The organism is Pseudoduganella sp. R-32 (genome assembly GCF_049913245.1).
Taxonomy (GTDB): domain Bacteria; phylum Pseudomonadota; class Gammaproteobacteria; order Burkholderiales; family Burkholderiaceae_D; genus Rugamonas.
In genome coordinates this window covers 124774-150704 of sequence record NZ_CP183987.1, presented here as the reverse complement: position 1 = coordinate 150704, position 25931 = coordinate 124774, and the positions used below count along the sequence as shown (strand labels likewise).

The following is a 25931-nucleotide window of genomic DNA, read 5'->3' as shown; positions in this document are numbered from 1 at the left end:
ATGAAATCGATGAATGGCGTGCATGATAGCCGAAAAAGTTTGCCACTTCCGGCTGGCATTCCGCCGAACAGTTGACTACACTGGGTTTTTTGCCCGGCCAGAACATGAAAGCGCTCGCACCAGGAACCGTGATTTTCCACCGCTACCGCGGCTATGGCGTCATCACGGCTGTCAATTTGCTGACCGGCTGGATTTCCGCCCGGTTTGGCAATGAATCGCGCACGCTCGATCTGAACCTCTCCACCGACGAAGTGCAGTTTGCCGACGGCGAAGCAATCCTGTTCCGCCGCGCCCCGCCCGACCGCATGCCGCACGCGCGGCTGATGGCGGTAGTGCGCGAGTTGCACAAGGCCGGCTACCAGAAGTTATACCTGTACTCCTGGCCCAAGCCATCCGGCCTGCACTGGCGCTGGCACTTGTTTACCGGTCCGCGCGACTGGATGCAGCGTTCCTGGCGCGAAGGCTGGTACGGCTCCGGCGCCGACTACATCTTCAACCCCGTGATGGGCTGGGGCGACCAGCCCGGCGCCACGACGGAAGAACTGGTGCACGCCCTGGCCAGATTCGACCCGCAAGGACTGGCGCAAGCGCTTGGCCGCGACGAAGACCACACCGAATGGTTCGCGCGCGTGTGCGACGCCCTGCTCCCCGGCTACATGTACAGCCTCGACATGCAGCGCCCGAACGGCGGCCCGTTAAGTGACATGCCCGCAGTCCCGGTGGTGCCCGTCCGCGCCAACCTCCCGCCCTACAGCGGCGAACCGATCACCTGGCCCCCCGGCTGGGCCGGCCTCTGGACCAAGGTCCACACCATGCCACTGCCGAGCCCGTGTCACACCTTGGGGTCACACCCCAACTGTGACACGGACACAGCCGTGTAATGCTTCAGCTCGTGTCACTTCTGGGGTGTGACCCCATGGTGTGACACGGGCTCAGCCGTTGAGGTGGTTGACCAGGTTCTGGAAGGCGTTGCGGAAGTAGAGCTCGTAGCTGGCTTGCTCGACGTAGCCGAGGTGCGGTGTGCACAGCACGTTCGGCATGCGCAGCAGCGGTGAATTTTCCGGCAGCGGTTCGGTTTCGAACACGTCCAGTGCGGCATAGCCGGGATGGCCGGCCTTGAGTGCTTCTTCCAGCGCGCCAGCCGCAACCAGCTCGGCGCGGCTCACGTTGACGAACAGCGCGTCGCGCTTCATGTGCGCCAGGTCTTCGGCCGTGACGATGCCGCGTGTGCCTTCGGCCAGGCGCAGGTGCAGCGACAAGACATCCGCTTCGCCAAAGAAGGCTTCACGCGATGCGGCGGCTTCGTAGCCGTCGGCCTTGGCTGCTGCGCGGCTAGCGTCGCTGCCCCAGACAATCACGCGCATGCCAAACGCCTTGGCATAACCCGCTACCAGCTTGCCAATCTTGCCGTAACCCCAGATCGCCATCGTGCTGCCCGCCAGCACCAGGCCCAGCGTGTTGTGCTCATGGCTGATCGATACCTGCTGCCATTGTCCGTCGCGCAGCTTGCCGGCGTATTGGAACAATTTGCGCCGCGCTGCCATCACCAGCGCCCACGTCAATTCCGCGGGCGCAGTCGGCGAACCTACGCCTTCCAGGACCGTGATGCCAAGTTCGCGGCAAGCTTCCATGTCGACATGTCCACTGACCTTGCCGGTCTGCGAAATCACTTTCAGGTTTGGAAGCCTGGACAGCAAAGCGCGGTTGAACGCAGTGCGCTCGCGGATCAGCACCAGCGCCTCGTACGGCGCCAGGCGGGCCACCAGCTGGCCCATGCCCTTCACGGAATTGTTGAAAACCTTGACCTCGTGGCCATCCAGGAGCTTGAAGCATTCCAGGCCACGAGTTGCATCCTGGTAATCATCGAGAATCGCAATTTTCATGTCAGTTAGCAGATTTTGTGATGAAAATGGTAGGGAAATAACAGGTTTGTGAATATCTGGAATAGCCTACTACATTAGTCGGGCAATATTCCTACATTTTTGTCGGAAGCGCGGGATCGCAGGTGTACAATCGGCCAAATTCAAGGAGCCCGACCGGGTAAGCCAGGCAGGCTCCAGCAGCATATGTTCCAGCGACCGGGCACACCCCCGCCTGGCGCTCGCGCCCTCGAGTTATCGGGCGCATCGACAGAACCGCCGTATTTCGCCGAAGTATCAATTCTTCCGCGCAAGCTATCAGCTGACGACGATTCCTGCCGTGCCGGGACAAGACAGAATTCTTTATTGGCATTGGAGGTACTATGAATCAGCCCGTTATGGGAGGCGTTGTAACCATGAACGCACCAGCTTACATCAAACAGCAAAAGCTGATCAATTGGGTGGCGGAAGTCGCCGCATTGACCAAGCCGGCTCGCATCTACTGGTGCGACGGCTCGCAGGAAGAGTACGACCGCCTGTGCGCTGAAATGGTTGCCGCCGGCACCATGAAAAAGCTGAACGAAGCAAAGCGTCCAAACTCCTACCTGGCTTGCTCCGACCCAACCGACGTCGCCCGCGTTGAAGACCGCACCTTCATCTGCTCGCAGACCAAGGAAGCGGCCGGCCCGACCAACAACTGGATGGACCCGCAGGAAATGCGCGGCACCCTGAACGGCCTGTTCGACGGCTGCATGGCCGGCCGCACCATGTACGTGGTGCCGTTCTCGATGGGCCCGCTGGGCTCGCCGATCGCCCACATCGGCGTGGAACTGTCCGATTCCCCATACGTCGCCGTCAACATGCGCACCATGACCCGCATGGGCAAGGCCGTGTACGACGTGCTGGGTACCGATGGCGAGTTCGTGCCTGCGATCCACACTGTCGGCAAGCCGCTGGCTGCCGGCGAAAAAGATGTGCCTTGGCCATGCAACGCCACCAAGTACATCGTGCACTTCCCTGAGACCCGCGAGATCTGGTCCTACGGTTCCGGCTACGGCGGCAATGCGCTGCTGGGCAAGAAGTGCTTCGCGCTGCGCATCGCTTCCACCATGGGCTACAACGACGCCAAGAACGGCGGCGAGGGCTGGCTGGCAGAACACATGCTGATCCTGGGCGTTGAATCCCCGGAAGGCAAGAAGCACTACGTTGCCGCTGCATTCCCTTCGGCTTGCGGCAAGACCAACTTCGCCATGCTGATCCCGCCGAAGACCTTCGACGGCTGGAAAGTCACCACCATCGGCGACGACATCGCCTGGATCAAGCCGGGCAAGGATGGCCGCCTGTACGCGATCAACCCTGAAGCGGGTTACTTCGGCGTGGCTCCTGGCACCAACACCAAGACCAACTCGAACTGCATGTCCTGCCTCAACGAGAACACCATCTTCACCAACGTCGCGCTGACCGACGATGGCGATATCTGGTGGGAAGGCCTGACCAAGGAGGCGCCTGCGCACCTGGTCGACTGGCAAGGCAAGGACTGGACCCCGGCGTCCGGCACCAAGGCATCGCACCCGAACGCGCGCTTCACCGTGGCCGCAACCCAGAACCCGGTGATCGACCCGGCCTGGGATGATCCAGCTGGCGTGCCGATCTCCGCCTTCATCTTCGGCGGCCGCCGTTCCACCACCGTGCCTCTGGTGACCGAAGCGCGCGACTGGATCGAAGGCGTGTACATGGCTGCGACCATGGGCTCCGAAACCACCGCTGCAGCCGCCGGCCAGCAGGGCGTGGTGCGCCGCGACCCGTTCGCCATGCTGCCGTTCATGGGCTACAACATGAGCGACTACTTCCAGCACTGGCTGGACATGGGCAAGCGCCTGGAAGGCAAGGGCGCCACCCTGCCTAAGATCTTCTGCGTCAACTGGTTCCGCACCGACGAAAACGGCCATTTCGTATGGCCTGGCTTCGGCGACAATATGCGCGTGCTGAAGTGGATGCTGGAGCGCGTTGAAGGCACCGGCGGCGGCGTCGAGAACATCTTCGGCACCACCCCACGCTACGGCGACATCTCGTGGGACGGCCTGCCATTCACCGCCGAGGAGTTCGAGACCATCACCTCGATCGACAAGGATGCATGGCGCGCGGAGCTGAAGCTGCACGCTGAATTGTTCGAGAAGCTGGCATACCACCTGCCGCAAGAGCTGAAGGACAATATGGCCAAGCTGGAGCAGCGCCTGAACGGCTAAGCTTTACCGCTTCCAAAAAAACGCGCCTCACGGGGCGCGTTTTTTTATTCCCTGCTCGCGTTCGACCATTCAGGTCGCTGCTCAACCGGAACCTCGGCCTGGTCGAAGCTGTCGACCTCTTTCATGGTGCGCACATCGTACAGCGTTTCGATCCCGGAGAAATGCAGGCCTCCGCAATCGGTGGCAACGTGCGTGCCGTTCTTCCAGAACCAGTATTCGCGAATGATCATTCCGCACTTGGAGGAGCGCGTGCGGCCGCCGTGATAGACATGCAGCTCGGTGGGCCATCGCCTGCCATCCGCGGCGAAATACGCAAGCACGAGCCAGGCTGCAGACTCGCCGTCGGAAGCGAGCCGGACATCATCTGCCCTTCGGTCCGTCGTCAGCTTGATGTCTTTGCCCGACGCAGTCACGACGTGCACATTCCTCGCCTTGTCGGCATAAGCCTTGACCAGGCTTCCCGCGCTGGCAGTTGAACACGCGATGAAAAGCGCGCCAGTAGACACAATACTGCGAATCTTCATTCAACATCCCGATAGTTGACCAGGTACCTGATTCCCAATAAGCTTCCGTGAAATTTGTTGAAACTGCAATGTAAATATGAAGAAGAAAAAACGATGAAGAAGGCATTTGTTGCTGCGGCAATCGCGGCGCTGAACATGCAGGCGTTTGCCGCCAAGCAGGATTGCGAGAATGCTGCTCACGCCAAGGCATACGTGTCAGGATTCCAGAAAGAGTTCATGGCTGCAGGTACTGCCATGACCGACCGTGAGAAGCAATATACGAAGAGAATTGACGCTATCAAAGCCAGGTTAATCAATGCAGGTGCCTGGACTCCGCAAGAAGCCTCCCTGCAGGTAATGAATTTCGCGATCCTGGACCAGGAGGCCAAAGAGGCGGAGGCTGTGCGGAAGAAGGCGGCCACCGATTTGAAGGTGCAGCTGTATGCGCTGGAGGGAGTCGACATCGTGGCAGGGAATGATAAGGTTGCAAGGGATAGGGCTGCGTGCCTTATGGGATACGATGCTATCGACAAGCTGCAAAAACTGGATGGGGCCGCGAGTGCCGCATGGGAGCTGCTGATCGCCAAGCTTGCCAAGGTGGCAGCCGAGAAAAACATCAGCCTCGATTGAAGCTCTGAAAGTTTTTCTTGACATGTGATTTGTAATGGGCGCAGAATCGCGTCCACTGATTTTTTACCAACCCCATTTTCGAAAGGACGACCATGCCACGTACGGCTATCCACAATCTGCAAATGAGATAGCCCCGCAGCGCGAGCGCTCGGGGCAGGCAATCAAGCCACCCGAGCCGGTCGTTCTTCCAACACGAACCCCGGCCAGGAAACTCGCCGGGGTTTTTGTTTCTACAGCCCCGGCATAACGAAAGACGTTATGCCAATTAAGCAAAGCCTGCACAAAGGCCTGGTGCCTGTGCACATCTATACGGATGACATTGATCATTCGGCCATCCAGCAACTGCTGAATATTGCGAACCTGCCGATCGTGCATCCGCACGTGGCGGCCATGCCCGACGTACACGCCGGCATCGGCGCAACCGTCGGCAGCGTGATCCCGACGCGCGGCGCCATCATTCCCGCCGCTGTCGGGGTCGACATCGGCTGCGGCATGAATGCCGTGCGCACGACGCTGACCGCGAGCCAGCTGCCCGACAACCTGGCGCGCGTGCGCAGCGCGATCGAAACGCTGGTGCCGGTCGGCTTCGAGCAGCACGCTTTCGACAAGGTGCGCGGCTCCGCCCACGCCCGCGTCGGACGTCCGCTGAACGACCGCCTGGACCGCATCGTGGCGCGCCACAAGGGCATCATGAAGATGCAGCACAAGTTCGCGCAGACCTGGATCTGCCAGCTTGGCACCCTGGGCGGCGGCAATCACTTCATCGAGCTGTGCATCGATGAAGAGCAGCGCGTCTGGATCATGCTGCATTCGGGCTCGCGCGGCATCGGCAATGTCATCGGGCGCTACTTCATTTCCGCTGCACGCAAGGAAATGATGCGCCATAAGGTGAACTTGCCGGACCGCGACCTGTCCTACTTCAGCGAAGGTTCGGAACTGTTCGACGACTATGTGGAAGCAGTCGACTGGGCCCAGGACTACGCCATGCTGAACCGGCGCGAAATGATGCGCCGCGTGGTGGCGGCGCTGGAGCCGCACGTCCCGCCGTTCAAGCTCGACGGCGAGGCGATCAACTGCCACCACAACTACGTGGCGCAGGAATCGCACTTCGGCCACAAGCTGTACGTCACCCGCAAGGGAGCCATCTCGGCGCGCGAAGGCGAGCTGGGGATCATCCCGGGCAGCATGGGTGCCCGCAGCTACATCGTGCGCGGCAAGGGCAACGAGGAATCGTTCTGCTCCTGCTCGCACGGCGCCGGACGACGCATGAGCCGCAGCGAAGCGAAACGCAAATTCAACCGCTTCGACCTGGCCGAACAGACGCAGGGCATCGAATGCCGCAAGGATGGCGGCGTGGTGGATGAAATCCCCGCCGCCTACAAAGACATTGACCAGGTCATGGCGCACCAGTCCGACCTCGTCGAAATCGTGCACACGCTGAAGCAAGTCGTGTGCGTGAAAGGATAAATCATGAAGGTAACCATCAAACTACCCAAGCCGCGCAACCCGCTGGCCGTGCTGGCGCGCCAGCGCAAGGCCGGCGGCCACCAGCGCGTCGAACAATCGCGGCGCGCGCTGAAGCAGCAACTGCGCCGCCAGTTGGAACGGGAGGAGTGAGCGCATGCAATCGGCAATCATGTTGAACCAACAGCAGGCGATTGACTTCCTGCTGCACGTTGCGATCACCCGCCCGGTATTCATGTGGGGCCCGCCGGGCATCGGCAAGAGCGCCCTGGTGCGCCGCTTTGCGGAAGCCGTCGGCATGGAGTGCGTCTCCCTGCTCGGCAGCCAGCTTGCGCCGGAAGATTTGCTGGGCATTCCGCAGATCGACGGCAAGTGCTCGCGCTTCTTCCCTCCTGCAAACATCGTGCGTGATGAGCCCTTCGTCCTGTTCCTGGACGAACTGAATGCTTCGTCGCACGAGATCCAGAAGGCATTCTATTCGCTGATCCTGGACCAGCGCATCGGCGAATACAGCCTGCCGAAAGGAACCATCGTGATCGGCGCCGGCAACCGCGCCAAGGATGCGGCCATCGTCAAGCCGATGCCGTCGGCACTGGTGAACCGCATGGTCCATATCCACTTGCGCTCCGACCACCGCCAGTGGCTGGAATGGGCAAGCGGCGAGGGCGGCATCCATCCCTGGGTGCTGGAGTACATCCAGCTGCGTCCCGATCATCTGTGGAGCGAGCCGCCGAAACACGAAGAGCCGTTCTCGACGCCGCGCAGCTGGCACATGCTGTCGGACGCGCTGCATTCCTTCGGCGAAGGTTCCGGCGAGGAGTTGGTGGATGCGCTGGCCTATGGCTTGTTGTCGCCCAATCACGCTGGCAACTTCAAGGGCTTTCTCAAGCAGCTGCGGCACAAGCATGGCCTGCATGCGATTATCAAGGGCGACCAGCACTGGCCGGATGCACCGGCGGATCGGGACGTGCTGTACTTCCTCGCGCAATCCTTCCGCGCCCATTTGGTGAAGGAGCTGCCGGAAGAGGAATCGGCAGTGCGCAGCGCGCACCATGCCTTGTCGATCCGCGCCAAGGATATGTTGCGCGACCTGGCGCGTATCAGCGTCGAGATCGCGCAATCGCTGCTCGGCGAAGATGCCCAGGGCCGCCGCTTGCCTGCGTGGTTCCTGGTCGAAGTGGCACGCGACCTGCCACGACTGGCCGGCCGCAGCCAGAAGGAGACTGCATGAGCAGGGACAGGAAGCCCGATCCGGCCGCGTCCGCGCGCCAGGCCGGGATTGCCCATGTGCGGGCGCATCCGGTGCTGGGCGCTATCGCGGCCCAGGCGGAATTTCACACCGATGCGACGCACCAGTTCGTGCCGTCCGGCGGATGGCTTGCCGTGTCGCCCGGCGGCACACTTTGGCTGCATCCGAAGCGGCGCGCGCAGCCGGACGAATGGGCGCGCGTGATCGGCATCGCGCTGTCCTGCCTTGGACTGGGCCTGGTGCGGCGCCGTGAACCGGCGCTGCTGTGGGAGCTGGCAGCGCTGGTGTCTGCATCGCGTTTTTGCGCTGAACTCAAGCTGGGCGAATTGCCGGAAGAATGGCGTTTGCCCGAATGCGAGGACGCCGGCGTGGAAACCTTGCTGCAGCGCTTTTGCAGCGGCGGCTGTCCCGCGCCGCTGCTGGCCTGGCACGCGGACATTGCCGGCACTGGGTCGGTGTTCACCTCGCTCGACGAGAAGGCGATGCCCTGGAAGCGCCACAAGCCGTGGCATGAATTGCTGGCAGATGGGATTGCGCGCGGCGTCGGCAGGGCGCTTGCCATCGCGGGCGGCGCAACTGTCGAACAGGCGGCCAGGCCGCACAGCCGCGAGCACCGCGCACGGCGCCGCATGATGGATTGCTATCCTTTGCTAGGCGCCCTGGCAGCGAGCTTCGACCTGGAGAACGATATCCGGATTTGCCAGCAGTACGATATTCGCGTTGCCGCCATCGATGTCGGCGCCCGCCGCATCTGGATCAATCCGGCGGCCGGCCTGAATGACGACGAAACGTTGTTCGTGCTGGCCCATGAGTTGCTGCACGCTGGCCTCAACCACGCGTCGCGTCGCCGCGGGCGTGATCCGGTGTTGTGGAATGTCGCCTGCGATTTCGCGATTAATGGCTGGCTGGTCGAGATGCAGGTTGGTGCGGCGCCCGCCATCGGCATGCTGTACGACGCTGCACTGGCAGGACAATCCGCAGATGAAATCTATGACGGCCTGGCGCGCGATATTCGCCGTGCACGCAAGCTGGCTACGATGCGCGGCGTTGGGCAGCCGGATTTGCTGGGCGAGGACAGCGGCGCCCAGTTTACGGACGCGGAGGAATACTGCCGCCGCGCACTCGCGCAAGGCATGGACCGCTGGGAATATGAGGGCGCGCGCGGCACCGTTCCGGCTGGCCTGCTGGAGGAGATCCGCAGCCTGGCGCAGCCGCCGATTCCGTGGGACGCCCGGCTCGCGCACTGGTTCGACGAAAGGTTCCCTCCGCTGGAGCTGCGGCGCAGCTATGCGCGGCCTTCGCGCCGGCAGGGAGCGACGCCGGATATTCCGCGGCCTTCGCTGTGCAAGCCGCCCGAGGAAGAACGCAAGAGCCGCGTCTTCGGCGTGCTGCTCGATACTTCGGGTTCGATGGAGCCTACCATGCTGGGCAAGGCGCTTGGCGCCATCGCCAGCTATGCGATGGCGCGCGACGTCATTGCCGTGCGCCTGGTGTGCTGCGACGCCGCGGCCTACGACTGCGGCTGGGTCGAACCGGATAACCTGCTGGACCGCTTCACCTTGCGCGGACGCGGCGGAACGGTGCTGCAGCCGGGCTTCGATCACCTGCGCGACCTGGCGCACCGAGGCGAGCTGCCGGCGCACGGCCCGGTGCTGGTAGTGACGGACGGCTGGTGCGAGGACAAGCTCGAGACGCGCATGGACCACGCCTACCTGCTGGCCGACGGACGCCGCTTGCCGTTTGTCCCGCGCGGGGAAGTCTTCTACATGACGGAATAGCTACTGGCCGGAAGAGGCGGGCATTGGCGGCAGCCCCATCATCTTGCGGCGGATGTCGAGTCCGCTTTCGTCTTCGATCACGACCGGCTTGCCGCTGGCGAGCTGGGTGCCGTAGCGTTGCGGCAGTCCTTTGGCGACACGCAGCCTGTCCTCGGCTTGCGCCAGTTGCGAGCCCGGCACGTCATTCTCCGCCTGGGCCTCGCGCAAGTCCGGTAGCAGGGCTTCCAGTTCCTTCTCGGGCACGCGCATCAGGACGGTGAATGCATTCTGGGACAGCTCGGGCCCGGCGAAGCGCGTGCCCGGCCAGCCGTGGGAAGCGACGATGGTCTTCAGGCGCGCCAGTTCCTTGCGGTCGCGCGCCGCATCGCGCTTGCCGGGTGCACCCATGCCTTCCAGCGCCCGGATGGCGGCCAGCTCGCGGGCATCGAGCACCTTGCGCTTGATGATGATTTCTTCGCCAAGGATGGTCGTGGCTGCGCCGCCGGTACGGATGGTCACGCGCACATTGCCGCGCGCATGCGTGGAGCCGCGGTGGTCCTGCTCGACCTGGTTGGCCTCCACCTGCACCGTATGCTGCTGGCCGATGGGCAGCATGATGCGTGCGACCTCCTTGCCCGCCGCCAGCGTCTGCACGCTGATGCGGCTTGGCTCGGCGGCATTGGCAAGCCCTTGGCAGGCCAGCAGCAACGGTAGCGCAAGCTTGTAGATGCTCATCATGTACCTACGGTAGCAAACCTGTGCGAACAATGGAGCACGCGTGGCGGCCTGGCGTACCAGGCTGAGCATCAAGCGCATTGCTGTCCTGTACAAGAACACAAGGTGAGTATTTATACAAAGTTTTTCTTGACACCACATTCGCGCAGAGCGCAGAATCAGCGCTCGTTAGTTGTATAACCCAGATCAAGAAAGGACGGCCATGCGCAATTTCGCTATCACCTGCATTAAGCACACCAGATAGCCCTGATGCGCGTGCGCTCGGGGCACTGGCAAATTGCCACCCCGAGCCGGACGTCCGACGACAAACCCCGGCGAGGAAACTTGCCGGGGTTTTTGTTTTTTGGTCCCCGGCGCAAGGAGGAAAGGAATCATGGAGATCCAACTCAAAGCTGTCACCCGACAGAACTTCGACGACATCACCGACTTGCGGCTGCTGGACCATCAGCGCGACTACATTGCCAGCAATGCCTACTCGATTGCGCAGGCCAGCTTCTACCCGCAGATGCAGGCGCGCGCCATCTATGCGGGCGAGGAATTGCTTGGCTTCCTGATGTATGTGGACCTGGAACTGGAAGGCCAGCCCGGCGAATTCGGCGTGTGGCGCCTGATGGTGGACATCCTCCACCAAGGCAAGGGTTACGGCCGCAAGGCGCTGCAGGCGGCGCTGGCCGAGATCCGGGCGCGCGGCGGCGTGCGCAAGGTCTGGATCAGCTACCAGCCCGACAACACCAGGGCCAAGGATCTTTACGCCAGCATGGGCTTCGTCGAAACCGACTTCGACGAGGACGGCGAAATGAACGCAGTATTAGAGCTGTAACGAAGAAGAAGGAGTCATGAATGAGACCATATCAACGCTTCCTGAGGAAATGGATTACGACCAACCTGCACGTGGTCACCAAGGAAAATTTCGCCGACATCGCCGAGCTGGAACTGCATGAATACCAGCAGGACCACGCGGCAGCCACCATGTATGCGATTGCGGAAGCCAGCTTCCACCCGAACTATCACTGCCGCGCCATCGCCGACAAGGACGGCGTGGTGGGCTTCCTGATGTACGCCGCGCCCGGCGCCGAGGATGAAGCGGGCGATTACGCGATCTACCACCTGATGGTGGACCGCCGCTTCCAGGGCAGGGGCCACGGCCGCCGCGCGGTCGAATTGGCGCTGGCCGAGATCCAGAAGCACGGCGACGTGCAGCGCATCTGGACCAGCTACCGTCCGGACAACGCCGTGGCGAAGGATCTCTACGCCGCCTGCAGCTTCATCGAGGCGGGCGTAGAGGAAGACGGCGAGATGTACGCCGTCTGGAGTCCCGATCCTTACTGAGTGAAGTTCAGGGTGTAGGCGCCGGACCGGCCGGAGTAGTAGCTGGTCGCCTCGATGGTGTAGTTGCCCCATGCACCCGCCGGCAGCGTGTAGCTGATGCGCGAATTGGTGCCGCCACCGCTATCGTCGTCGGAGCTGATGATATTGCCGGCGCCGTCACGCAGGTAGAGGTAGGTATCGAAGCTCGACGAGCTCAGGGTGATCGTCACTACCCGGCCTGGCAAGACGCCGAAGGTGTAGCGGTCAGTGTAGTAACCGGTGCCGCGTGCGCCGGCCGGGCAGGTCGATGACTGCAGGTTGCCATTTGCCGGCTCGCCGCTGACGATCCATTTGCTGCAGGCGGTGGACTGGGTCGAGCCCTGCTGGTTCAGGCTCAGCGGCAGCGTCAGGCCGCTGCCGCTGAGGGTTGCGGTGGCACTGCGCGCCTCGCCGGGATTGGCGCTGACCGAGTAGGTGATGCTGCCGTTCCCGGTGCCGCTGATGGCGCTGGTGATGCTCATCCAGCTTGGCACGCCGGACAAGCTCCAGTTGCAGCTGGCTGGCGCCGCTATCGTGAAGTTGCCACTGCTGCCTTTTGCCGGGAAGCTGCTGCTGGCCGGCGTGACGCTCCAGGTGGCGCATGCAGAACCGGCCTGGCTCAGTTTGGCGATGCCAACGCCATCGGGCGTGGTGGCGGACATGTAGTCGCTGCGCGCGGCGCCGGTGTTGGGCGCGATATTGAGACTGAAGCTGCCGTTGCCGGTACCCGAAGAACCGGATGTTACGCTGACCCAGGTGACCGGCACGGCCAGGGCCCATTTGCAAGTCGGCGCGGCGGTGATGGTGCCCGTCGTGCTGCCGCCGGCGGTAGTAAACGATGCGTTGCTCAAGCTGATGACCGGCGGCGTCGGGCAGAGCTTGCGCGCGTCCTGGGTGAAGGTGAACGTCGTGGCATACCCCATCGACGCCACCTGGCCGGAGCCGCTGCGCGAGGCCGTGGTATCCGGATTAGGGGCAACCGAGTAGGCGATGCTGCCGTTGCCGCTGCCACTGGTCGCTCCGGTGGCGGTGACAAAGCTGGGCATGGAGACCACGTTCCACGGGCAATTGGCGGCTGCAAAGACGCTGAGCGATCCGGTGCCGCCGGAGCCGCTGACAGTCGTCGTGGCCGGCGATACGACGGGCGCCGATGGGCAACTGGCCGACGCCACCTGCGTGACGGAGACGGTCTCATTCGCCAGCAAGAACGATGCGGTGCGCGATGCGCCGCTCAAGTTGGCGGTGGTCTTGAACGTCATTGCGAATGAGCCGCCGGACGGCATTTGCTGTGGATTGGCGCCGTCAACGGACAGCCAGTCTGGCAGGTTCGCCGCCTCGAAACGGCAGCCGGGTGCTGCATTGACGGTAAAGCTGACCGTTCCTGCATCGCCGCCGACGTTCTGCGTGCGCACCGGCACGGTCGTCAACTGGCTGGAGCAGGCCTGGTCCCAGATTGCGGCATATGCCGTGGAGTCGTTTTGTTCGGCTCCGCCGGCAAGCAGCACGTTGCCGTCGGGCAGGCGCGATACGCTCAGGTCGCGCTTGCGGATGCGTTGCGGGCCGCTCAGGTTCCAGGTACCGCTGGCGGCGTTGTAGCGCATGAGTTGACGGTTATAGCCTGCGGTGTAGACGATATCCGCGTTCGGCAGCACGGTGGCAGTCTGCGGCTCGAGATCGGCCGGCATCTCGGGGCCCGGAGTGAAGGCGCCGGTGGCCGGATCGTAGATTTCAGTGCTGCGCTGGGACATCGTATTGCGGCCGCCGGCCACCAGGACCTTGCCGTCCGCCAGCAGCACCGGTTCGATGGTTGAGCGCCCGATGGACATCGGGCCCGTGGCGCTCCATTGATTGCTGGCAGGGTCCCAGATCTCAGCCCGGGTGCTGTACGGAGCATAAGGAGCAGGTGCCGTACTGGCCTCGCCCCCAACCTTCATCACGCGGCCGTCGGCCAGCACTACCAGGCCGTGCCAGCCTGAGTTCTCGACAAAGTTGCCGGTTTTGCTGAAAGTACCGGTAGCGGGATTGAAGATATCGGCATACCCGCCGGTGGAATAGCCGTCCTTGCCCATCACCATCACCCGGCCATCAGGCAGCAGGCGCGCGATGGTGCGAAAGCGCATGGAGTTCATGTTGCCGGCGGCGGTCCATTGGCCGGTCGCAGGGTCGTAGATTTCGGCGGTGTTGGTGTAGGCGCCCGCCGGCGTCATGCCGCCGGCAACCAGGATGCGGCCATCCTGCAGCGTGACTGAGGCATGCTCGCGGCGGGCAGTCAGCATTGGCGCGGCAGGCGTGAACTGGCCGGTGACAGGATCATAGATTTCGGTGCTGGCGTAAATCGGGGCGCCGGGCGTGGACACGCCGCCAGTCAGCAGGATGCGGCCGTCGGGCAGGGCGCTTGCCTGGTGCAGCATGCGCGGCACGGTCATGTTGCCGGTCGAAACCTGGGCTTGGGCGGACAGGGTAGCGCAGGCCAGCAGGGCGGCTGCTGCGAGTTGGCGCAGTGGGGTTGGGTACAAAGCTTTTCTCCTCAGATATTTCCCGGGCACAACTCTATTCATATTTGCGAAATAGTCAATCAAAAAAAACAAGGAAATATTCAGGTTTGACATTTCGCACATGTGTGCTAAAGTTTGACCCATGGACACCTTGACCGCAAAAAGCGAAGCGACCTTCGCCACCATCCTCGGCGCCGCCATGGAAATGGCCGCGGCGGAAGGCATCGGCAAGCTGTCGCTGGGCGAGATCGCCAAGCGCACCGGCATCAGCAAGAGCGGGGTGTTTTCGCGCGTCGGTTCGCTCGAGCAGCTGCAATGCGCGGTGCTGGACGAATATGACCGCCGCTTCGCGGCCGAAGTCTTCATGCCGTCGCTGTCCCTGCCGCGCGGCCTGCCGCGCTTGCAGGCCCAGGTCGCGGCCTGGTTCCAGCGCGCGGCCGACGAGGCGCTGCGCACATCCTGCCTGTACACGGCGGGCGCTTTCGAGTTCGACGATTACGAAGGCAGTGCGGTGCGCGACCGCCTGGCGCAAGGCGCGCTGGCCTGGCGCGCCTCGCTGCGCAAGACCATCCTGCAGGCGATGGAAGCCGGCCAGCTGCGGCCGGACACCGAACCCGAGCAACTGGTGTTCGAGATTTACAGCCTGGTAGTGGGCCTGCTGCACGATGCCCGCTTCCTGCGTGACGAGCAGTCGCCGCGCCATGCGCAGCGTGCTTTCAACCGCCTGATTTCGACGTACAAGAGTTTCAACGATTTGTGATTTTGGGTTGCCGCGGGTTCGCCTGCGGCCTTTTTTTAACTTGACTTCGCACGGGTGTGCGAAATTGGGGAAAGAACATGCGATTCCTGCTTTTGCTGGTGCCGGTCGGCATCTACTTCATGAGCCACAGCAGCCTGTGGGGCATCCTGCGCGGATTGCCGAAGAACAATAACGATTTTGGCGAAAACTACTAAGGAGCGGCCATGGTCCTCGACTTCTACTTTGATTTTGCCTCGGGCTATTCCTACTTTGCCGCCCGCCGCATCGAATGGCTGGCGGCAGCCAACGGCGCCACTGTGCGCTGGCATCCTGTGCTGCTGCCGGCGCTGACCCAGGTGACCGGCGTGCTGCCGTCGCCGGTGGTGCCGGTCAAATGGAAGTACGTCACGCGCGACATGCAGCGCACGGCGCAGGATGAGGCGATCCCCTTCAATCCTTCCAGCGCCTTCCCGCAAATGCTGATGGCGCCGGGAAGGGCCATGCTGTGGGTGCGCGCCAACCATGGCGACGATGCGGCGGTGTCGTTTGCCCGCACCTGCTTCCAGGCCTATTATGCCGACGGCGTGGACATCGCCGACAAGGCGGTGCTGCTGGGGATAGCGGAAAGCCAGGGCATCGACGGCTCGGCCTTCCTGGGGGGCATGGAAGACCCGGCGATCAAGGCCCAGTTCAAGCAGGGCAATGAGGATGCGCTGGCCAAGGGCGTGTTCGGCGTGCCCTTCGTGCTGGCGGACGGCGAGCCGTTCTGGGGCTACGACCGCTTCCCGCACCTGGAGCGCTGGCTGGCAGCGTCGCGTCGCGCAGCGTGAGGGGGGCGTGACGGAAGCGTGACTTTAGCGGGCAGTTTGTCTATGCTTGCCCGCATGAACCTCAAACATCTCGCCTATGCGATGGCGCTTGCAGCGATGGCACATCCGGCCATGGCGGCGCCGCAGGCCGACGAGCCGCCGTACGCAGTGATCGACTGGCCCAACAAATTGAACCCGGACGTCGTCACGCTTGGCAATGACGACTTCCTGCTGCTGACGGATAAGGCTTTCGCGGTGTGGAATGCGCTCACGCGGCAGATGGCGGCGGCAAAGGGCTGGCCTCGCCATACCTCGATCGAAGGAAGCTGGAGCAGGCTTGGGAATGGCACGGTGGTCGCCGGCGGTTCGCACACCGACGATACCGACCAGCCTTTCGCCTCGCTGGCCTGGTGGAACCCGGAATCGCGCAGCTTTGCGCCGCCGCTGGTGCTGCCCCTTGGCACGGTCATGCGGCGGCTCATTTCCATCGATCCGCAACTGGCGCTGGCGTGCATGCGAACCGGTAAGGAGGAGGGGGGCCAGCCTGCGCCAAGCCGCGCCATGCTGCTGCGCGTCAGCGGAGGAGCGCTGAAGCAGGAGCCGGTGTCGCCGGCCACACGCGCAGCATTGCTGGCAGCCGGCGTCCGGGGCAAGGTCGATGATGTGGAACTCGGGCCGGCGCCGGCCATCCCGCTCAGCTTCGACACTGCCAGCTGCAACTGGACGATGGCGTCGCCGCCGAAGGAATATGCCAAGGACGCATCGCGAGGATTCCAGCGCCGACTCCTGCCGGGCGGGACGCTGGTCGCTGTGCCCGATCACAGCGACTGGCCGCTCCGCTGGGATGCGCGCAAGGCAGCATGGATTTCGATCGCGGACGCTGGCGCCCGGATGGGCATCGGCGGCAGCTATGCCAACTTCGGCGATCACGATCAGCTGGTGACCGCCAACGACAGTTCCGTCCAATGGTTCGACCCGGCGGCGCAGCGCCTTGTTTCGATCAGGCGCTTGCCCCATACCTATATTCCCATCCTGGCACCTTTGAGCGACGGCGGGATCGTGGTCTTCCTGCGCGAGAACGGCAAGGTGTTGCGCCTGCCGCCCATCAAGTCATCCCCCTGATCGTTTATGAGCAAATCCATTTTGACTGGCCTGGGCCTGGTGCTCGCCTGCGCTGCCGGCGGCGCAGCGGCGTCCAGCGATGACGGTGCATCGCGCCTGCAGCCGCTGAGCAAAGAAGAATTCTCTGCCGTCATGGCGGAAGCGCGTCGCCGTTACCGCCGCGAAGATCCGGCCGGCCAGCCATGGGAGTTCCTTGACCGGGAAAAACTGCCCCGATTGCTGGACATGCCGGAATTCGCGGCCACATTCTGGACCTTGAAGCAGCCGCTGATTGATCAGGCCGGCGCTTGGGACTACTTCCGGCTCGAGTCGCCTTCCAGGGCCCAGGCCGTATGGGCGCGCATCCTGCCGGAAGAGCGGATCAACGATCCTGTGCGGGAAGGACAGCGTTCGGCCGAAAGCCTGCATGTCTATTATGCGGACGAAAAATGGGGCAAGGAAGCGGGCGCACAAATCGCTTTCCTGCGATGCCTTCCTGCCGCGGCCTGGCGTGTCAAGCACATGGAACCGTTGGTCTGGGGGATGAAGAATGCGGATTGGCGGGCCGGCGCGGGCCTGGATTTTCGGCAGTGCGTGCGCAAACAGCGTGAAGAAGTAGGCGGGATCAGTGAAACTTCGCCGGAAACCGCACGCGGCCTGGCATCGGCCGCCATTATCGAAGACAGGTTGAGCAAATTCCTGCTGTCGAACGGCTGCCAGCGCAAAGGGCCCGATAGCTGCGTGCATCTTCTGCCGGCACTGGTCGAGCTGAATCCGCATCATGCCCAGTTGCCACGCATCCTGCAAAAGCTTGAGCCTTACTTTTTCCCGCGAGTGCAGGATACGTCGCTTGACGAACGCGAGGCCGCATTCCTGCAGCTGGTTTACCTGACTGCGAAAGTGCCGGCGCTGCTGGATCATCCTCAGGCGTGGCCTGCCGGAGAAATGGAACGCTTGCTGGCGAAGACGGTGGCGCTGGATCTGCTGCTGGCGAATCCCCAGGGCTACAACCCGTTCAGCCCGGCGGGCAAACGGATCGTGTCGCCCTGGATGGCACTGGCCGCGATGCAGCCATCGCCTCAGGCGCAACCGGCGGCGTTGCAACAACTGGGCCGGGAAAGCGCCTCGAGCAAGGGTTGCCTCCTGTCTACGGAACAAATGCTGGAACTGCCCGCTCCTCTGCTACTGGGTTATGCACTGGGCAAGCTTGAACGGGAGCAGACCAGCTGTCGTGCCCTCGAGAATGTGAAAGGCCTGTCGGAAAGCTATGTGCAGGCCGCTACGCAGCAAGCGCTGGCGCCGTTGGAAAGCTTGCTGGCGTTCATTGCTACACTGGGTCCCGCACGCGACGAAGTGAGGCAAGCGCTGGGCGCGAAGTGCGGCGACAGCCCTGCCAACGATTTGTGGAATGTGTGCCGTCAACTGGCCGAGGAAAAAGCAGCCTTCCTGGCAGCGGAACGCAAGCAGCAGGAAATCGAAGCAGCGGAAGAGAAGAGCAGGCTGGCGCGCGAAAAGCAGGACCTGGTCGAGCGCCAGGTATGCAGCGAACAGATGATCGAATTGGCTGGCGACTTCCTGCGCAAGAGACGGAAACGCCAGCTCACCGAAGGCGTCGCCAGTGCATGCAAGGCCTGGCCAGGCAAGGAACCTTATACGCTGGGCGTCTTCATTTACGAGGGGCAGAAAGAAGAACAAAAGCAGATGCTCGTCACCTTGATCGACCCGGCGCAAGGCAAGGTAATCGCCAGCTACTGGACGTTGGTGGAGGTAGACGCGGTCACGCGTTATGTCGATGGAATCAAGTTCGACACGGCACGCTATTTTGTGCAGCCAGGGTTGCGCGCATTCGGCATCGACGTCGCCACGTACAGCCCGCGCTCTGCGGAAGGCGGCTACGGGCCGATGCGCACGCTGTACGTGCGCGAGGGGGCTGCCATCCGGCCGATCCTGTCCGACATGGCGGTTTCGTCCTGGCGCTACCTGCCGGGCAGGGCGCCGTGGGAAACCGGCAATAGCGAGAACCCGGACCGTGAGCCTGCAACCGAGACCTTCAGCTACGCCATCGGCATTGCCGGCACGCGCAGCAACGGCTACGCGGACTTGCTCATCACGCGCAGTTCCGACCAGCCAAAGGTCAAGGCCACAACGCAGTTGTTGCGCTACGACGGCAAGCACTATCCGGCGCCACAGCAGATGGACTAGCAAAGGGATGACCATGGATTTCAAACGCACCGTGTGTACGGCAACCCTTGCCATGCTGGCGCTGCCATCGATCGCCGCAGAACGCGACCCGGCCTGCAGCGAGCAGCTGCAAGAACTTGCCGGCAGCTTCCTCCAGGCGAACGGAAGACGCCAGGAGAGCGAAGACGACAGGCCGGCCATTTCCAGCGCCTGCAAGCCATGGCCCGGAAAAGAATCCTACACGCTGGGTGTGTTCGTGTACGACGGCATTGCGCAAGATACGAGGCGTATTCTTGTTGCCCTGCTCGACCAGCCGCGCAGCACGGTAGTCGCCAGTTATTGGGCTGCCGTGCCGAGCGATGCCATTGAGACCTATCGCGAAGGGATCAGGATCGATACCGCCCGCTATCAGCTGCAGCCGGGCCTGCGCGCGTTCGGCGTCGATTTCAACACGACTGAGCCGCGCTACCAGTATGGCGGCTATGGTCCGATGCGCACGCTGTATGTGCGCGAGGGGGAGGCGATCCGTCCTGTCCTTTCAGGCATGGCGATTGCGAGCTGGCGCTTGCTGAACGACCCATGGGAGAAGGGCGCGGAAGAAGATGGCCCTGCACCCGAAATCGAAAGGTTCAACTCCACCATAGCCATCGCTTCCACGCGCAGCAAGGGCTATGCAGACCTGCTGGTCACGCGCAAGTCCGACCAGCCTGGCGCGAAACCCACGACGCAGTTGCTGCACTACGACGGCAGGCAGTACCCGACGCCGCAGGAGTAGCCTACTGCGCCACGTCAACCCATTGCGCACCGGTCAGGGCGGCCATGCGCTCGGGGCAGATGCGCACTGCGGCATTGATTGCGCCGCCGGCAGGGAGTACTTCCTTGTAGCTGCGCAGCGACACATCGCAATAGACCGGAATCGGACCCGGCAGGCCGAAAGGACAGACGCCGCCGACCGGGTGCCCGGTCAGCGCTTCCACTTCTTCCGCACCCAGCATGCGTGCGGTGGCGCCGAAATGGGCCTTGAACTTCTTGTTATCCAGCCGCGCATCGCCGCGTGTCACCACCAGGACGACGCCGTCCTTCATGCGCAGCGAAAGGGTCTTGGCGATCTGGCCCGGCTCGACGCCGTGCGCGGCCGCGGCCAAGGCCACGGTCGCGGTGCTTTCCGCCAGTTCGATGACTTCCAGGTCCGGCGCGTGCTGCGCCAGGAAGTGTTTGACGGAATGCAGGCTCATTATTTCTTCTTCAGCAGGGGACCGAGATATTTGCCGGTCACGCTGGCCGGGTTGGCCGCCACTTCCTCCGGCGTGCCGCTGGCGATGATCTGGCCGCCGCCGGCGCCGCCCTCTGGACCGAGGTCGACGATCCAGTCGGCAGTCTTGATCACGTCGAGGTTGTGCTCGATGATGACCAGGGTGTTGCCGTGGTCGCGCAGGCGGTGGATCACCTTCAGCAGCAGGTCGATATCGTGGAAGTGCAGGCCGGTGGTCGGCTCGTCCAGGATGTACAGCGTGCGGCCCGTATCGCGCTTGGACAGTTCCAGCGACAGCTTGACGCGCTGCGCCTCGCCGCCGGACAGCGTGGTGGCGCTCTGCCCCAGCTTGATGTAGCCCAGGCCTACGTCGAGCAGGGTTTGCAGCTTGCGCGCGATGACCGGCACGGCCTTGAAGAATTCGTGTGCATCTTCCACCGTCATGTCCAGCACTTCGGTGATGCTCTTGCCCTTGTAGTGGACTTCCAGCGTCTCGCGGTTATAGCGCTTGCCGTGGCAGACGTCGCAGGGCACGTACACGTCCGGCAGGAAGTGCATTTCGACCTTGATCACGCCGTCGCCCTGGCAGGCTTCGCAGCGGCCGCCCTTGACGTTGAAGGAGAAACGGCCGGCCGAGTAGCCGCGCTCTTTCGCGACAGGCACGGTGGCGAACAGGTCGCGGATCGGCGTGAACAAGCCGGTGTAAGTGGCCGGGTTCGAACGCGGGGTGCGGCCGATCGGCGCCTGGTCGACCGAGATCACTTTGTCGAAATGTTCCAGGCCGCTGATGGAGTCGTGCGGTGCCGGTTCGGTCTGGGAGCCGAACAGGTGGCGCGACAGGGCCGGGTACAGGGTGTCGTTGACCAGGGTCGATTTGCCGGAACCGGACACGCCGGTCACGCAAGTCATCAGGCCGACGGGGAGCGACAGGTTGACCTTCTTCAGGTTGTTGCCGGTAGCTCCGGTGATGGTCAGCTGGCGCTGCGGATCGGCCACGTGGCGCTTCTTCGGCACGGCGATCTGCAGCTTGCCGCTCAGGTATTGCGCGGTCAGCGATTCCTTCGATTTCAGGATGTCCTTCAGCGGGCCGGCGGCGATCACGTCGCCGCCATGCACGCCGGCGCCCTTGCCCATGTCGACCACGTAGTCGGCGGTGCGGATCGCGTCTTCATCGTGCTCCACCACCAGCACCGAGTTGCCGATGTCGCGCAGGTGTTTCAGGGTGTCGATCAGGCGGTCGTTGTCGCGCTGGTGCAGGCCGATGGACGGCTCGTCCAGCACGTACATCACGCCGGTCAGGCCGGAGCCGATCTGCGACGCGAGGCGGATACGCTGTGCTTCGCCGCCCGACAAGGTATCGGCGCTGCGTTCCAGCGACAGGTAATCCAGGCCCACGTTGTTCAGGAAGGTCAGGCGCGACACGATTTCCTTGATCACGCGGTCGGCGATGTCCTTCTTCGCGCCCTTCAGCTTCAACTGCTCGAAGTAGGACAGGGTATCGCGCAGCGGCTTGTCGGCGATCTGGTAGATCGCGCGCTCCTGCTTGCCGGTGCCGATCTTCACGTGGCGTGCTTCCACGCGCAGGCGGGCGCCTTCGCAGCTCGGGCACTTCTTCTCGTTGATGAACTTCGCCAGTTCTTCCTTGACCGCCATCGAATCGGTTTCGCGGTAGCGGCGCTGCAGGTTGTTGACGATGCCTTCGAAGGTATGTTCCTTGACCACGGCCTTGCCGCGTTCATTCATGTAGGTGAACGGGATGGCGGTCTTGCCGGAGCCGTGCAGGACCACGTCCTGCGCTTTCGCCGGCAACTGCTCGAACGGGGTGTCGAGGTCGAAATCGTAGTACGCCGCCAGCGCAGCCAGCATCGAGTAGTAGAACTGGTTGCGGCGGTCCCAGCCCTTCACCGCGCCGGAAGCCAGCGACAGGTTGGGGAAGGCGACGATACGGCGCGGGTCGAAGAACTCGATATGGCCCAGGCCATCGCACTCGGGGCAGGCGCCCATCGGGTTGTTGAAGGAGAACAGGCGCGGCTCCAGCTCCTGCAGCGAATAGCCGCAGGTGGTGCAGGCGAACTTGTTCGAGTAAATATGCTCGGCGCCGGAATCCATTTCGTAAGCTATGGCGCGGCCGTCGGCCAGGCGCAGCGCGGTTTCGAACGATTCGGCCAGGCGCTGCTTGATCTCCGCATTCACCTTGACGCGGTCGATCACCACGTCGATGGTGTGCTTCTCGGTCTTCTTCAGCTTTGGCAGGTCGTCCACTTCATAGATCTTGGCCTCGTGGGTGCCGCTCTGCACGCGGAAGCGCACGAAGCCCTGGGCCTGCATGGCCTCGAACAGGTCGACGTGCTCGCCCTTGCGGTTGGCAACCACCGGCGCCATGATCATCAGCTTGGTGCCCTCGGGCATGGCCAGCACGGCATCCACCATCTGCGATACCGATTGCGCGGCCAGCGCGTGGTCCGGGTGGTTGATGCAGTAAGGCGTGCCGACGCGCGCGTACAGCAAGCGCAGGTAGTCGTGGATCTCCGTCACGGTGCCCACGGTCGAACGCGGGTTGTGCGAGGTGGCCTTCTGCTCGATCGAGATTGCGGGCGACAAGCCTTCGATCATGTCCACGTCAGGCTTTTCCATCAACTGCAGGAACTGGCGCGCGTAGGCCGACAGCGACTCGACGTAGCGGCGCTGGCCTTCAGCGTACAGGGTGTCGAACGCCAGCGACGACTTGCCGGAGCCGGACAGGCCGGTGATCACGATCAGCTTGTTGCGTGGCAGGTCGAGGTTGATGTTTTTCAGGTTGTGCGTGCGCGCACCGCGGATGCGGATTTCTTCCATGCGTGGATACCTTTCGGGGTCAGCCCGATACTATAGCGTCGAATGAATTCTTGCGCCGCGCCCCGGATACACCAAGCCCAGCGTCAAATACTGTACATATTACCAGTATTTGGGCGGTACGTCAGGTAGCCCATGACGGCGTTGCTGATCGACGCTTCGATGTCGGCCATGTCGAAGCCCGGCGCCTCGATGACGGCCGCGTGCACCATCGATTCCATGATCTGCAAGACAACCCAGGTGGCCATGTCGAGGTTGGGGGGCACGATGTCGGCCCGCCAGTCCTCCAGCAGGGCGCGCACGCGCTTGAAGATGCCCTGGTCGGCCTCGTTTTCCGACTGCGGCGCGTCGAAGTAGGGAAATTGCAGCTCCAGCATCTTGTGCAGGTCGGGCTCCAGCAGGTGGGCAGCCAGCAGCGCCCGCACCAAGGCGCCGATGTGCCCTGCCAGCGTCGGCTCGTAAGGCTTTGCCAATACTTCTTCCACGGTCTGCTGCACCTGCTCCGCGTGGCGCTGGTGCAAGGCCGCGATCAACGCATCCTTGTTCTTGAAGTACTGGTAGAGCGAGCCGATGCTGATGCCGGCCTTCTCTGCGATCAGGTTGGTGTTGGTTCCGGCGTAGCCATGCTCGGAAAAAATGCGAGCCGTCGCCTCCAGGATCACCTCCACGGTGGCTCGGGAACGCGCCTGGCGCGGGGCTTTGCGGGGTTGCGGGATGTCGACCATGGGCGTTTTCGAATGCGAGTTTTCGCGGGATGTTGTTGATTTTAAAATTTTGGCTGTATGTGAGCAAATGCTCGCATTCTCGGAATTCATTGTCAACTATGAAAGCTTTTATATGAGCCCGCCTAAAGATTTCGCTTCTCCCGCCCCGACCGCTGCTACGCAGGCCGTCAATGTAGTACCCAGGATTTTCCCTATCGTGCTGGCGGTTTTCGCCAGCTTCCTCGCCATCGGCATCGCCCTTCCGGCGCTCCCGCTGCACGTGCATGACCGGCTCGGCCTTAGTACGTTGATGGTCGGTGTGGTGGCCGGCGCCCAGTTCGTCGCGGCCCTGCTGACCCGCGCTTGGGCCGGTGGCCTGTGCGACACTCGCGGCTCCAAGCGCGCCGTGATGACAGGCTTCGCCCTGGCCGTTGCCTCCGCGCTGGCTTACCTGGCGTCGCTCTCCATGGTCGACCAGCCGGAAGCATCGGTCGCCGTGCTGATCGCCGGCCGCATCCTGCTGGGCGGCGCCGAAAGCCTGGTCGTCACGGGCGCCTTGAGCTGGGGCGTCGGCCTGGCCGGCCCGCAAAACGCGGGCAAGGTCATGGCCTGGGTCGGCATTGCAATGTACGGCGCCTACGCCGCTGGCGCGCCGGCTGGGATGGCGCTGTACCAGCAGGCCGGCTTCCACGGTATCGCGCTTGCCGGCATGCTGGCCCCGGTGTTGGCGCTGCTGGTGTTGGCCGGCATCAAGGGCCTGCCGCCAGCCAGCGCGCGCCGTATCCCGTTCTACAAGGTGCTGGGCGCCGTGTGGTGGCCGGGCATGGGGCTGGCGTTTTCCAGCGTCGGCTTCGGTGTCATCACCGCCTTTATCTCGCTGCTGTTCACGGCCAAGGAGTGGGGCAGCCCATCGCTAGCCTTCACCGCCTTCGGCATTGCCTTCATCGGCGCCCGCCTGCTGTTTGGCCATCTGCCGGACAGGATCGGCGGTGCGCGCGTGGCCTTGGTGTGTGTGCTGATCGAAGCGGCCGGTCAATTGTGTATCTGGCAAGCGGCGGCACCCCTGCTGGTGTATGCGGGAGCCGCGCTGACCGGCTTTGGCTACTCGCTGGCCTTCCCCGGTTTCGGCGTGGAAGCGGTCAAGCGCACCCCGCCGCAAAGCCGCGGCGCGGCGATGGGCGCCTATGTCGCTTTCCTCGATATTTCGCTAGGCCTGACCGGTCCGCTGGCCGGCGCCCTGGCTGGCCAGCACGGCGTCAGCGCCGTGTACCTGGCCGGTTGCGGCGCCGTTTCCTGCGCCCTGGTGATCGCCCTGCGCCTGCTGAAGCCCTCACGCGCTAACCCGACAACAAATTGAGCTGCGTCAGTCCTTGCGATATTTGAGGGACTATTAATTTAGGGTAAACTCCGTTGTTTTGGGGCTGTCCGAAACGGCCCCCACATTCCTTCAGGAGTTTCATAAATGGCATCAGTCAACAAAGTGATCATCGTCGGCAATCTGGGTCGCGATCCGGAAATCCGCTACATGCCTAGCGGTGACGCGATTGCCAACATCGCCGTGGCTACCTCGTATCGTTCGAAAGACCGCAACACCGGCGAACAGAAAGAGCTGACCGAGTGGCACCGCATCTCCTTCTTCGGCCGCTTGGCTGAAATCGTCGGCCAGTACCTGAAAAAGGGTTCTTCCGTCTATGTGGAAGGCCGCCTGCAGACCCGTAAATACACCGACAAGGACGGCATCGAAAAATACGCCACCGACATCATTGCTGAAAACATGCAGATGCTGGGCGGCCGCGGCGATACCGGCGGCGGCATGGGTGGCGGCATGGGCGGTGGCGACGACATGGGCTACGACGCTCCTGCTCCACGCCAGGCACCACGTCCACAGGCAGCTCCGGCACCGGCACCACGTCCGGCACCACGCCCAGCGCCGAACTTCTCGGATATGGATGACGATATTCCGTTTTGAGATACAGTAATCGTTGCTAGGTAAAACAACGCCCTGTAAGTCGTTGGCTTACAGAACGT

General features: G+C 63.0%; 23 protein-coding genes. 16 read left to right on the top strand and 7 right to left on the bottom strand.

The genetic code is table 11. The features are described from left to right. Positions 1-104 precede the first annotated feature (104 nt). A complete protein-coding gene (locus tag ACN9MU_RS00630; RefSeq protein WP_426319883.1) occupies positions 105-881 on the top strand; it encodes an L-asparaginase in 777 nt (258 codons plus the stop codon). A 51-nt stretch (positions 882-932) separates the two neighbouring features. On the opposite strand, the gene ACN9MU_RS00625 is transcribed toward ACN9MU_RS00630, so the two are convergent. Further along, positions 933-1883: a D-2-hydroxyacid dehydrogenase family protein gene (locus ACN9MU_RS00625; protein ID WP_426319881.1), complete on the bottom strand. Its 951-nt coding sequence runs from the start codon at positions 1881-1883 to the stop codon at positions 933-935. Positions 1884-2242: 359 nt separating this feature from the next. On the opposite strand from ACN9MU_RS00625, the gene ACN9MU_RS00620 reads away from it, so the two are divergent. Continuing rightward, entirely contained in the window at positions 2243-4105 is a 1863-nt protein-coding gene (locus ACN9MU_RS00620; protein WP_426166517.1) for a phosphoenolpyruvate carboxykinase (GTP), read from the top strand. A gap of 44 nt (positions 4106-4149) precedes the next feature. Here ACN9MU_RS00620 and ACN9MU_RS00615 read toward each other — a convergent pair whose 3' ends face one another. Continuing rightward, positions 4150-4629, bottom strand: coding sequence for a hypothetical protein (locus tag ACN9MU_RS00615; protein ID WP_426343983.1), 480 nt, complete (start codon positions 4627-4629; stop codon positions 4150-4152). Between the two features lie 93 nt (positions 4630-4722). On the opposite strand from ACN9MU_RS00615, the gene ACN9MU_RS00610 reads away from it, so the two are divergent. The 5 genes from ACN9MU_RS00610 to ACN9MU_RS00590 all read left to right on the top strand — a co-directional run bounded on the left by ACN9MU_RS00610 (position 4723) and on the right by ACN9MU_RS00590 (position 9729). Continuing rightward, positions 4723-5238 carry a hypothetical protein gene (locus ACN9MU_RS00610; RefSeq protein ID WP_426166513.1) on the top strand — a complete coding sequence of 172 codons (516 nt, stop codon included), beginning with the start codon at positions 4723-4725 and terminating at the stop codon, positions 5236-5238. Positions 5239-5496: 258 nt separating this feature from the next. Further along, complete coding sequence (locus ACN9MU_RS00605) at positions 5497-6705, top strand: RtcB family protein (protein WP_426166511.1); 1209 nt, start codon at positions 5497-5499, stop codon at positions 6703-6705. 3 nt (positions 6706-6708) lie between these two features. Next, positions 6709-6855: a hypothetical protein gene (locus ACN9MU_RS00600; RefSeq protein WP_200951750.1), complete on the top strand. Its 147-nt coding sequence runs from the start codon at positions 6709-6711 to the stop codon at positions 6853-6855. Positions 6856-6859: 4 nt separating this feature from the next. Beyond that, on the top strand, positions 6860-7933 hold the full coding sequence (locus tag ACN9MU_RS00595; protein WP_426166508.1) for an AAA family ATPase: 1074 nt from the start codon (positions 6860-6862) through the stop codon (positions 7931-7933). Beyond that, the gene (locus ACN9MU_RS00590; protein ID WP_426319878.1) at positions 7930-9729 is read left to right on the top strand and encodes a DUF2201 family putative metallopeptidase; all 1800 of its coding nucleotides are present in this window, start codon (positions 7930-7932) and stop codon (positions 9727-9729) included. Before ACN9MU_RS00595 ends, ACN9MU_RS00590 begins: the two co-directional genes overlap by 4 nt. On the opposite strand, the gene ACN9MU_RS00585 is transcribed toward ACN9MU_RS00590, so the two are convergent. Continuing rightward, positions 9730-10524, bottom strand: coding sequence for a DUF6624 domain-containing protein (locus ACN9MU_RS00585; protein ID WP_426166504.1), 795 nt, complete (start codon positions 10522-10524; stop codon positions 9730-9732). A 292-nt stretch (positions 10525-10816) separates the two neighbouring features. Here ACN9MU_RS00585 and ACN9MU_RS00580 point away from each other — a divergent pair, with 292 nt between their 5' ends. Both ACN9MU_RS00580 and ACN9MU_RS00575 read left to right on the top strand, forming a co-directional pair. Next, the gene (locus ACN9MU_RS00580) at positions 10817-11263 is read left to right on the top strand and encodes a GNAT family N-acetyltransferase (protein ID WP_426319875.1); all 447 of its coding nucleotides are present in this window, start codon (positions 10817-10819) and stop codon (positions 11261-11263) included. Between the two features lie 20 nt (positions 11264-11283). Then, positions 11284-11772 carry a GNAT family N-acetyltransferase gene (locus ACN9MU_RS00575; RefSeq protein WP_426166500.1) on the top strand — a complete coding sequence of 163 codons (489 nt, stop codon included), beginning with the start codon at positions 11284-11286 and terminating at the stop codon, positions 11770-11772. On the opposite strand, the gene ACN9MU_RS00570 is transcribed toward ACN9MU_RS00575, so the two are convergent. After that, the gene (locus ACN9MU_RS00570) at positions 11766-14306 is read right to left on the bottom strand and encodes a kelch repeat-containing protein (protein WP_426319873.1); all 2541 of its coding nucleotides are present in this window, start codon (positions 14304-14306) and stop codon (positions 11766-11768) included. The two genes, ACN9MU_RS00575 and ACN9MU_RS00570, sit on opposite strands and share 7 nt — an antisense overlap. Before the next feature lie 121 nt (positions 14307-14427). Here ACN9MU_RS00570 and ACN9MU_RS00565 point away from each other — a divergent pair, with 121 nt between their 5' ends. The 5 genes from ACN9MU_RS00565 to ACN9MU_RS00545 all read left to right on the top strand — a co-directional run bounded on the left by ACN9MU_RS00565 (position 14428) and on the right by ACN9MU_RS00545 (position 19890). Continuing rightward, positions 14428-15045 (top strand): TetR/AcrR family transcriptional regulator, encoded by a 618-nt coding sequence (locus ACN9MU_RS00565; protein ID WP_426319871.1) that lies wholly within the window; start codon positions 14428-14430, stop codon positions 15043-15045. 203 nt (positions 15046-15248) lie between these two features. Then, positions 15249-15854, top strand: coding sequence for a 2-hydroxychromene-2-carboxylate isomerase (locus ACN9MU_RS00560; RefSeq protein WP_426166494.1), 606 nt, complete (start codon positions 15249-15251; stop codon positions 15852-15854). Positions 15855-15908: 54 nt separating this feature from the next. Further along, entirely contained in the window at positions 15909-16955 is a 1047-nt protein-coding gene (locus ACN9MU_RS00555; protein ID WP_426166492.1) for a hypothetical protein, read from the top strand. A gap of 6 nt (positions 16956-16961) precedes the next feature. Further along, positions 16962-19136: a hypothetical protein gene (locus ACN9MU_RS00550; protein ID WP_426343982.1), complete on the top strand. Its 2175-nt coding sequence runs from the start codon at positions 16962-16964 to the stop codon at positions 19134-19136. A 13-nt stretch (positions 19137-19149) separates the two neighbouring features. After that, positions 19150-19890, top strand: a complete 741-nt coding sequence (locus ACN9MU_RS00545) for a hypothetical protein (RefSeq protein ID WP_426166488.1) — start codon at positions 19150-19152, stop codon at positions 19888-19890. Between the two features lies 1 nt (position 19891). Here the strand turns inward: ACN9MU_RS00545 and ACN9MU_RS00540 are convergent, their stop codons facing one another. From ACN9MU_RS00540 to ACN9MU_RS00530, 3 genes are all read right to left on the bottom strand, one after another. Next, on the bottom strand, positions 19892-20350 hold the full coding sequence (locus ACN9MU_RS00540; RefSeq protein ID WP_426166486.1) for a YbaK/EbsC family protein: 459 nt from the start codon (positions 20348-20350) through the stop codon (positions 19892-19894). Next, positions 20350-23202, bottom strand: coding sequence for an excinuclease ABC subunit UvrA (gene uvrA / locus ACN9MU_RS00535; protein ID WP_426166484.1), 2853 nt, complete (start codon positions 23200-23202; stop codon positions 20350-20352). Before uvrA ends, ACN9MU_RS00540 begins: the two co-directional genes overlap by 1 nt. Positions 23203-23285: 83 nt before the next feature. Next, positions 23286-23924, bottom strand: coding sequence for a TetR/AcrR family transcriptional regulator (locus ACN9MU_RS00530; RefSeq protein ID WP_426166482.1), 639 nt, complete (start codon positions 23922-23924; stop codon positions 23286-23288). A gap of 112 nt (positions 23925-24036) precedes the next feature. Between ACN9MU_RS00530 and ACN9MU_RS00525 the strand changes: the two genes are divergently transcribed. After that, a complete protein-coding gene (locus ACN9MU_RS00525) occupies positions 24037-25260 on the top strand; it encodes an arabinose transporter (RefSeq protein WP_426336706.1) in 1224 nt (407 codons plus the stop codon). 105 nt (positions 25261-25365) lie between these two features. Next, complete coding sequence (gene ssb / locus ACN9MU_RS00520; RefSeq protein WP_130316421.1) at positions 25366-25872, top strand: single-stranded DNA-binding protein; 507 nt, start codon at positions 25366-25368, stop codon at positions 25870-25872. The last annotated feature ends 59 nt before the right edge of the window (positions 25873-25931 follow it).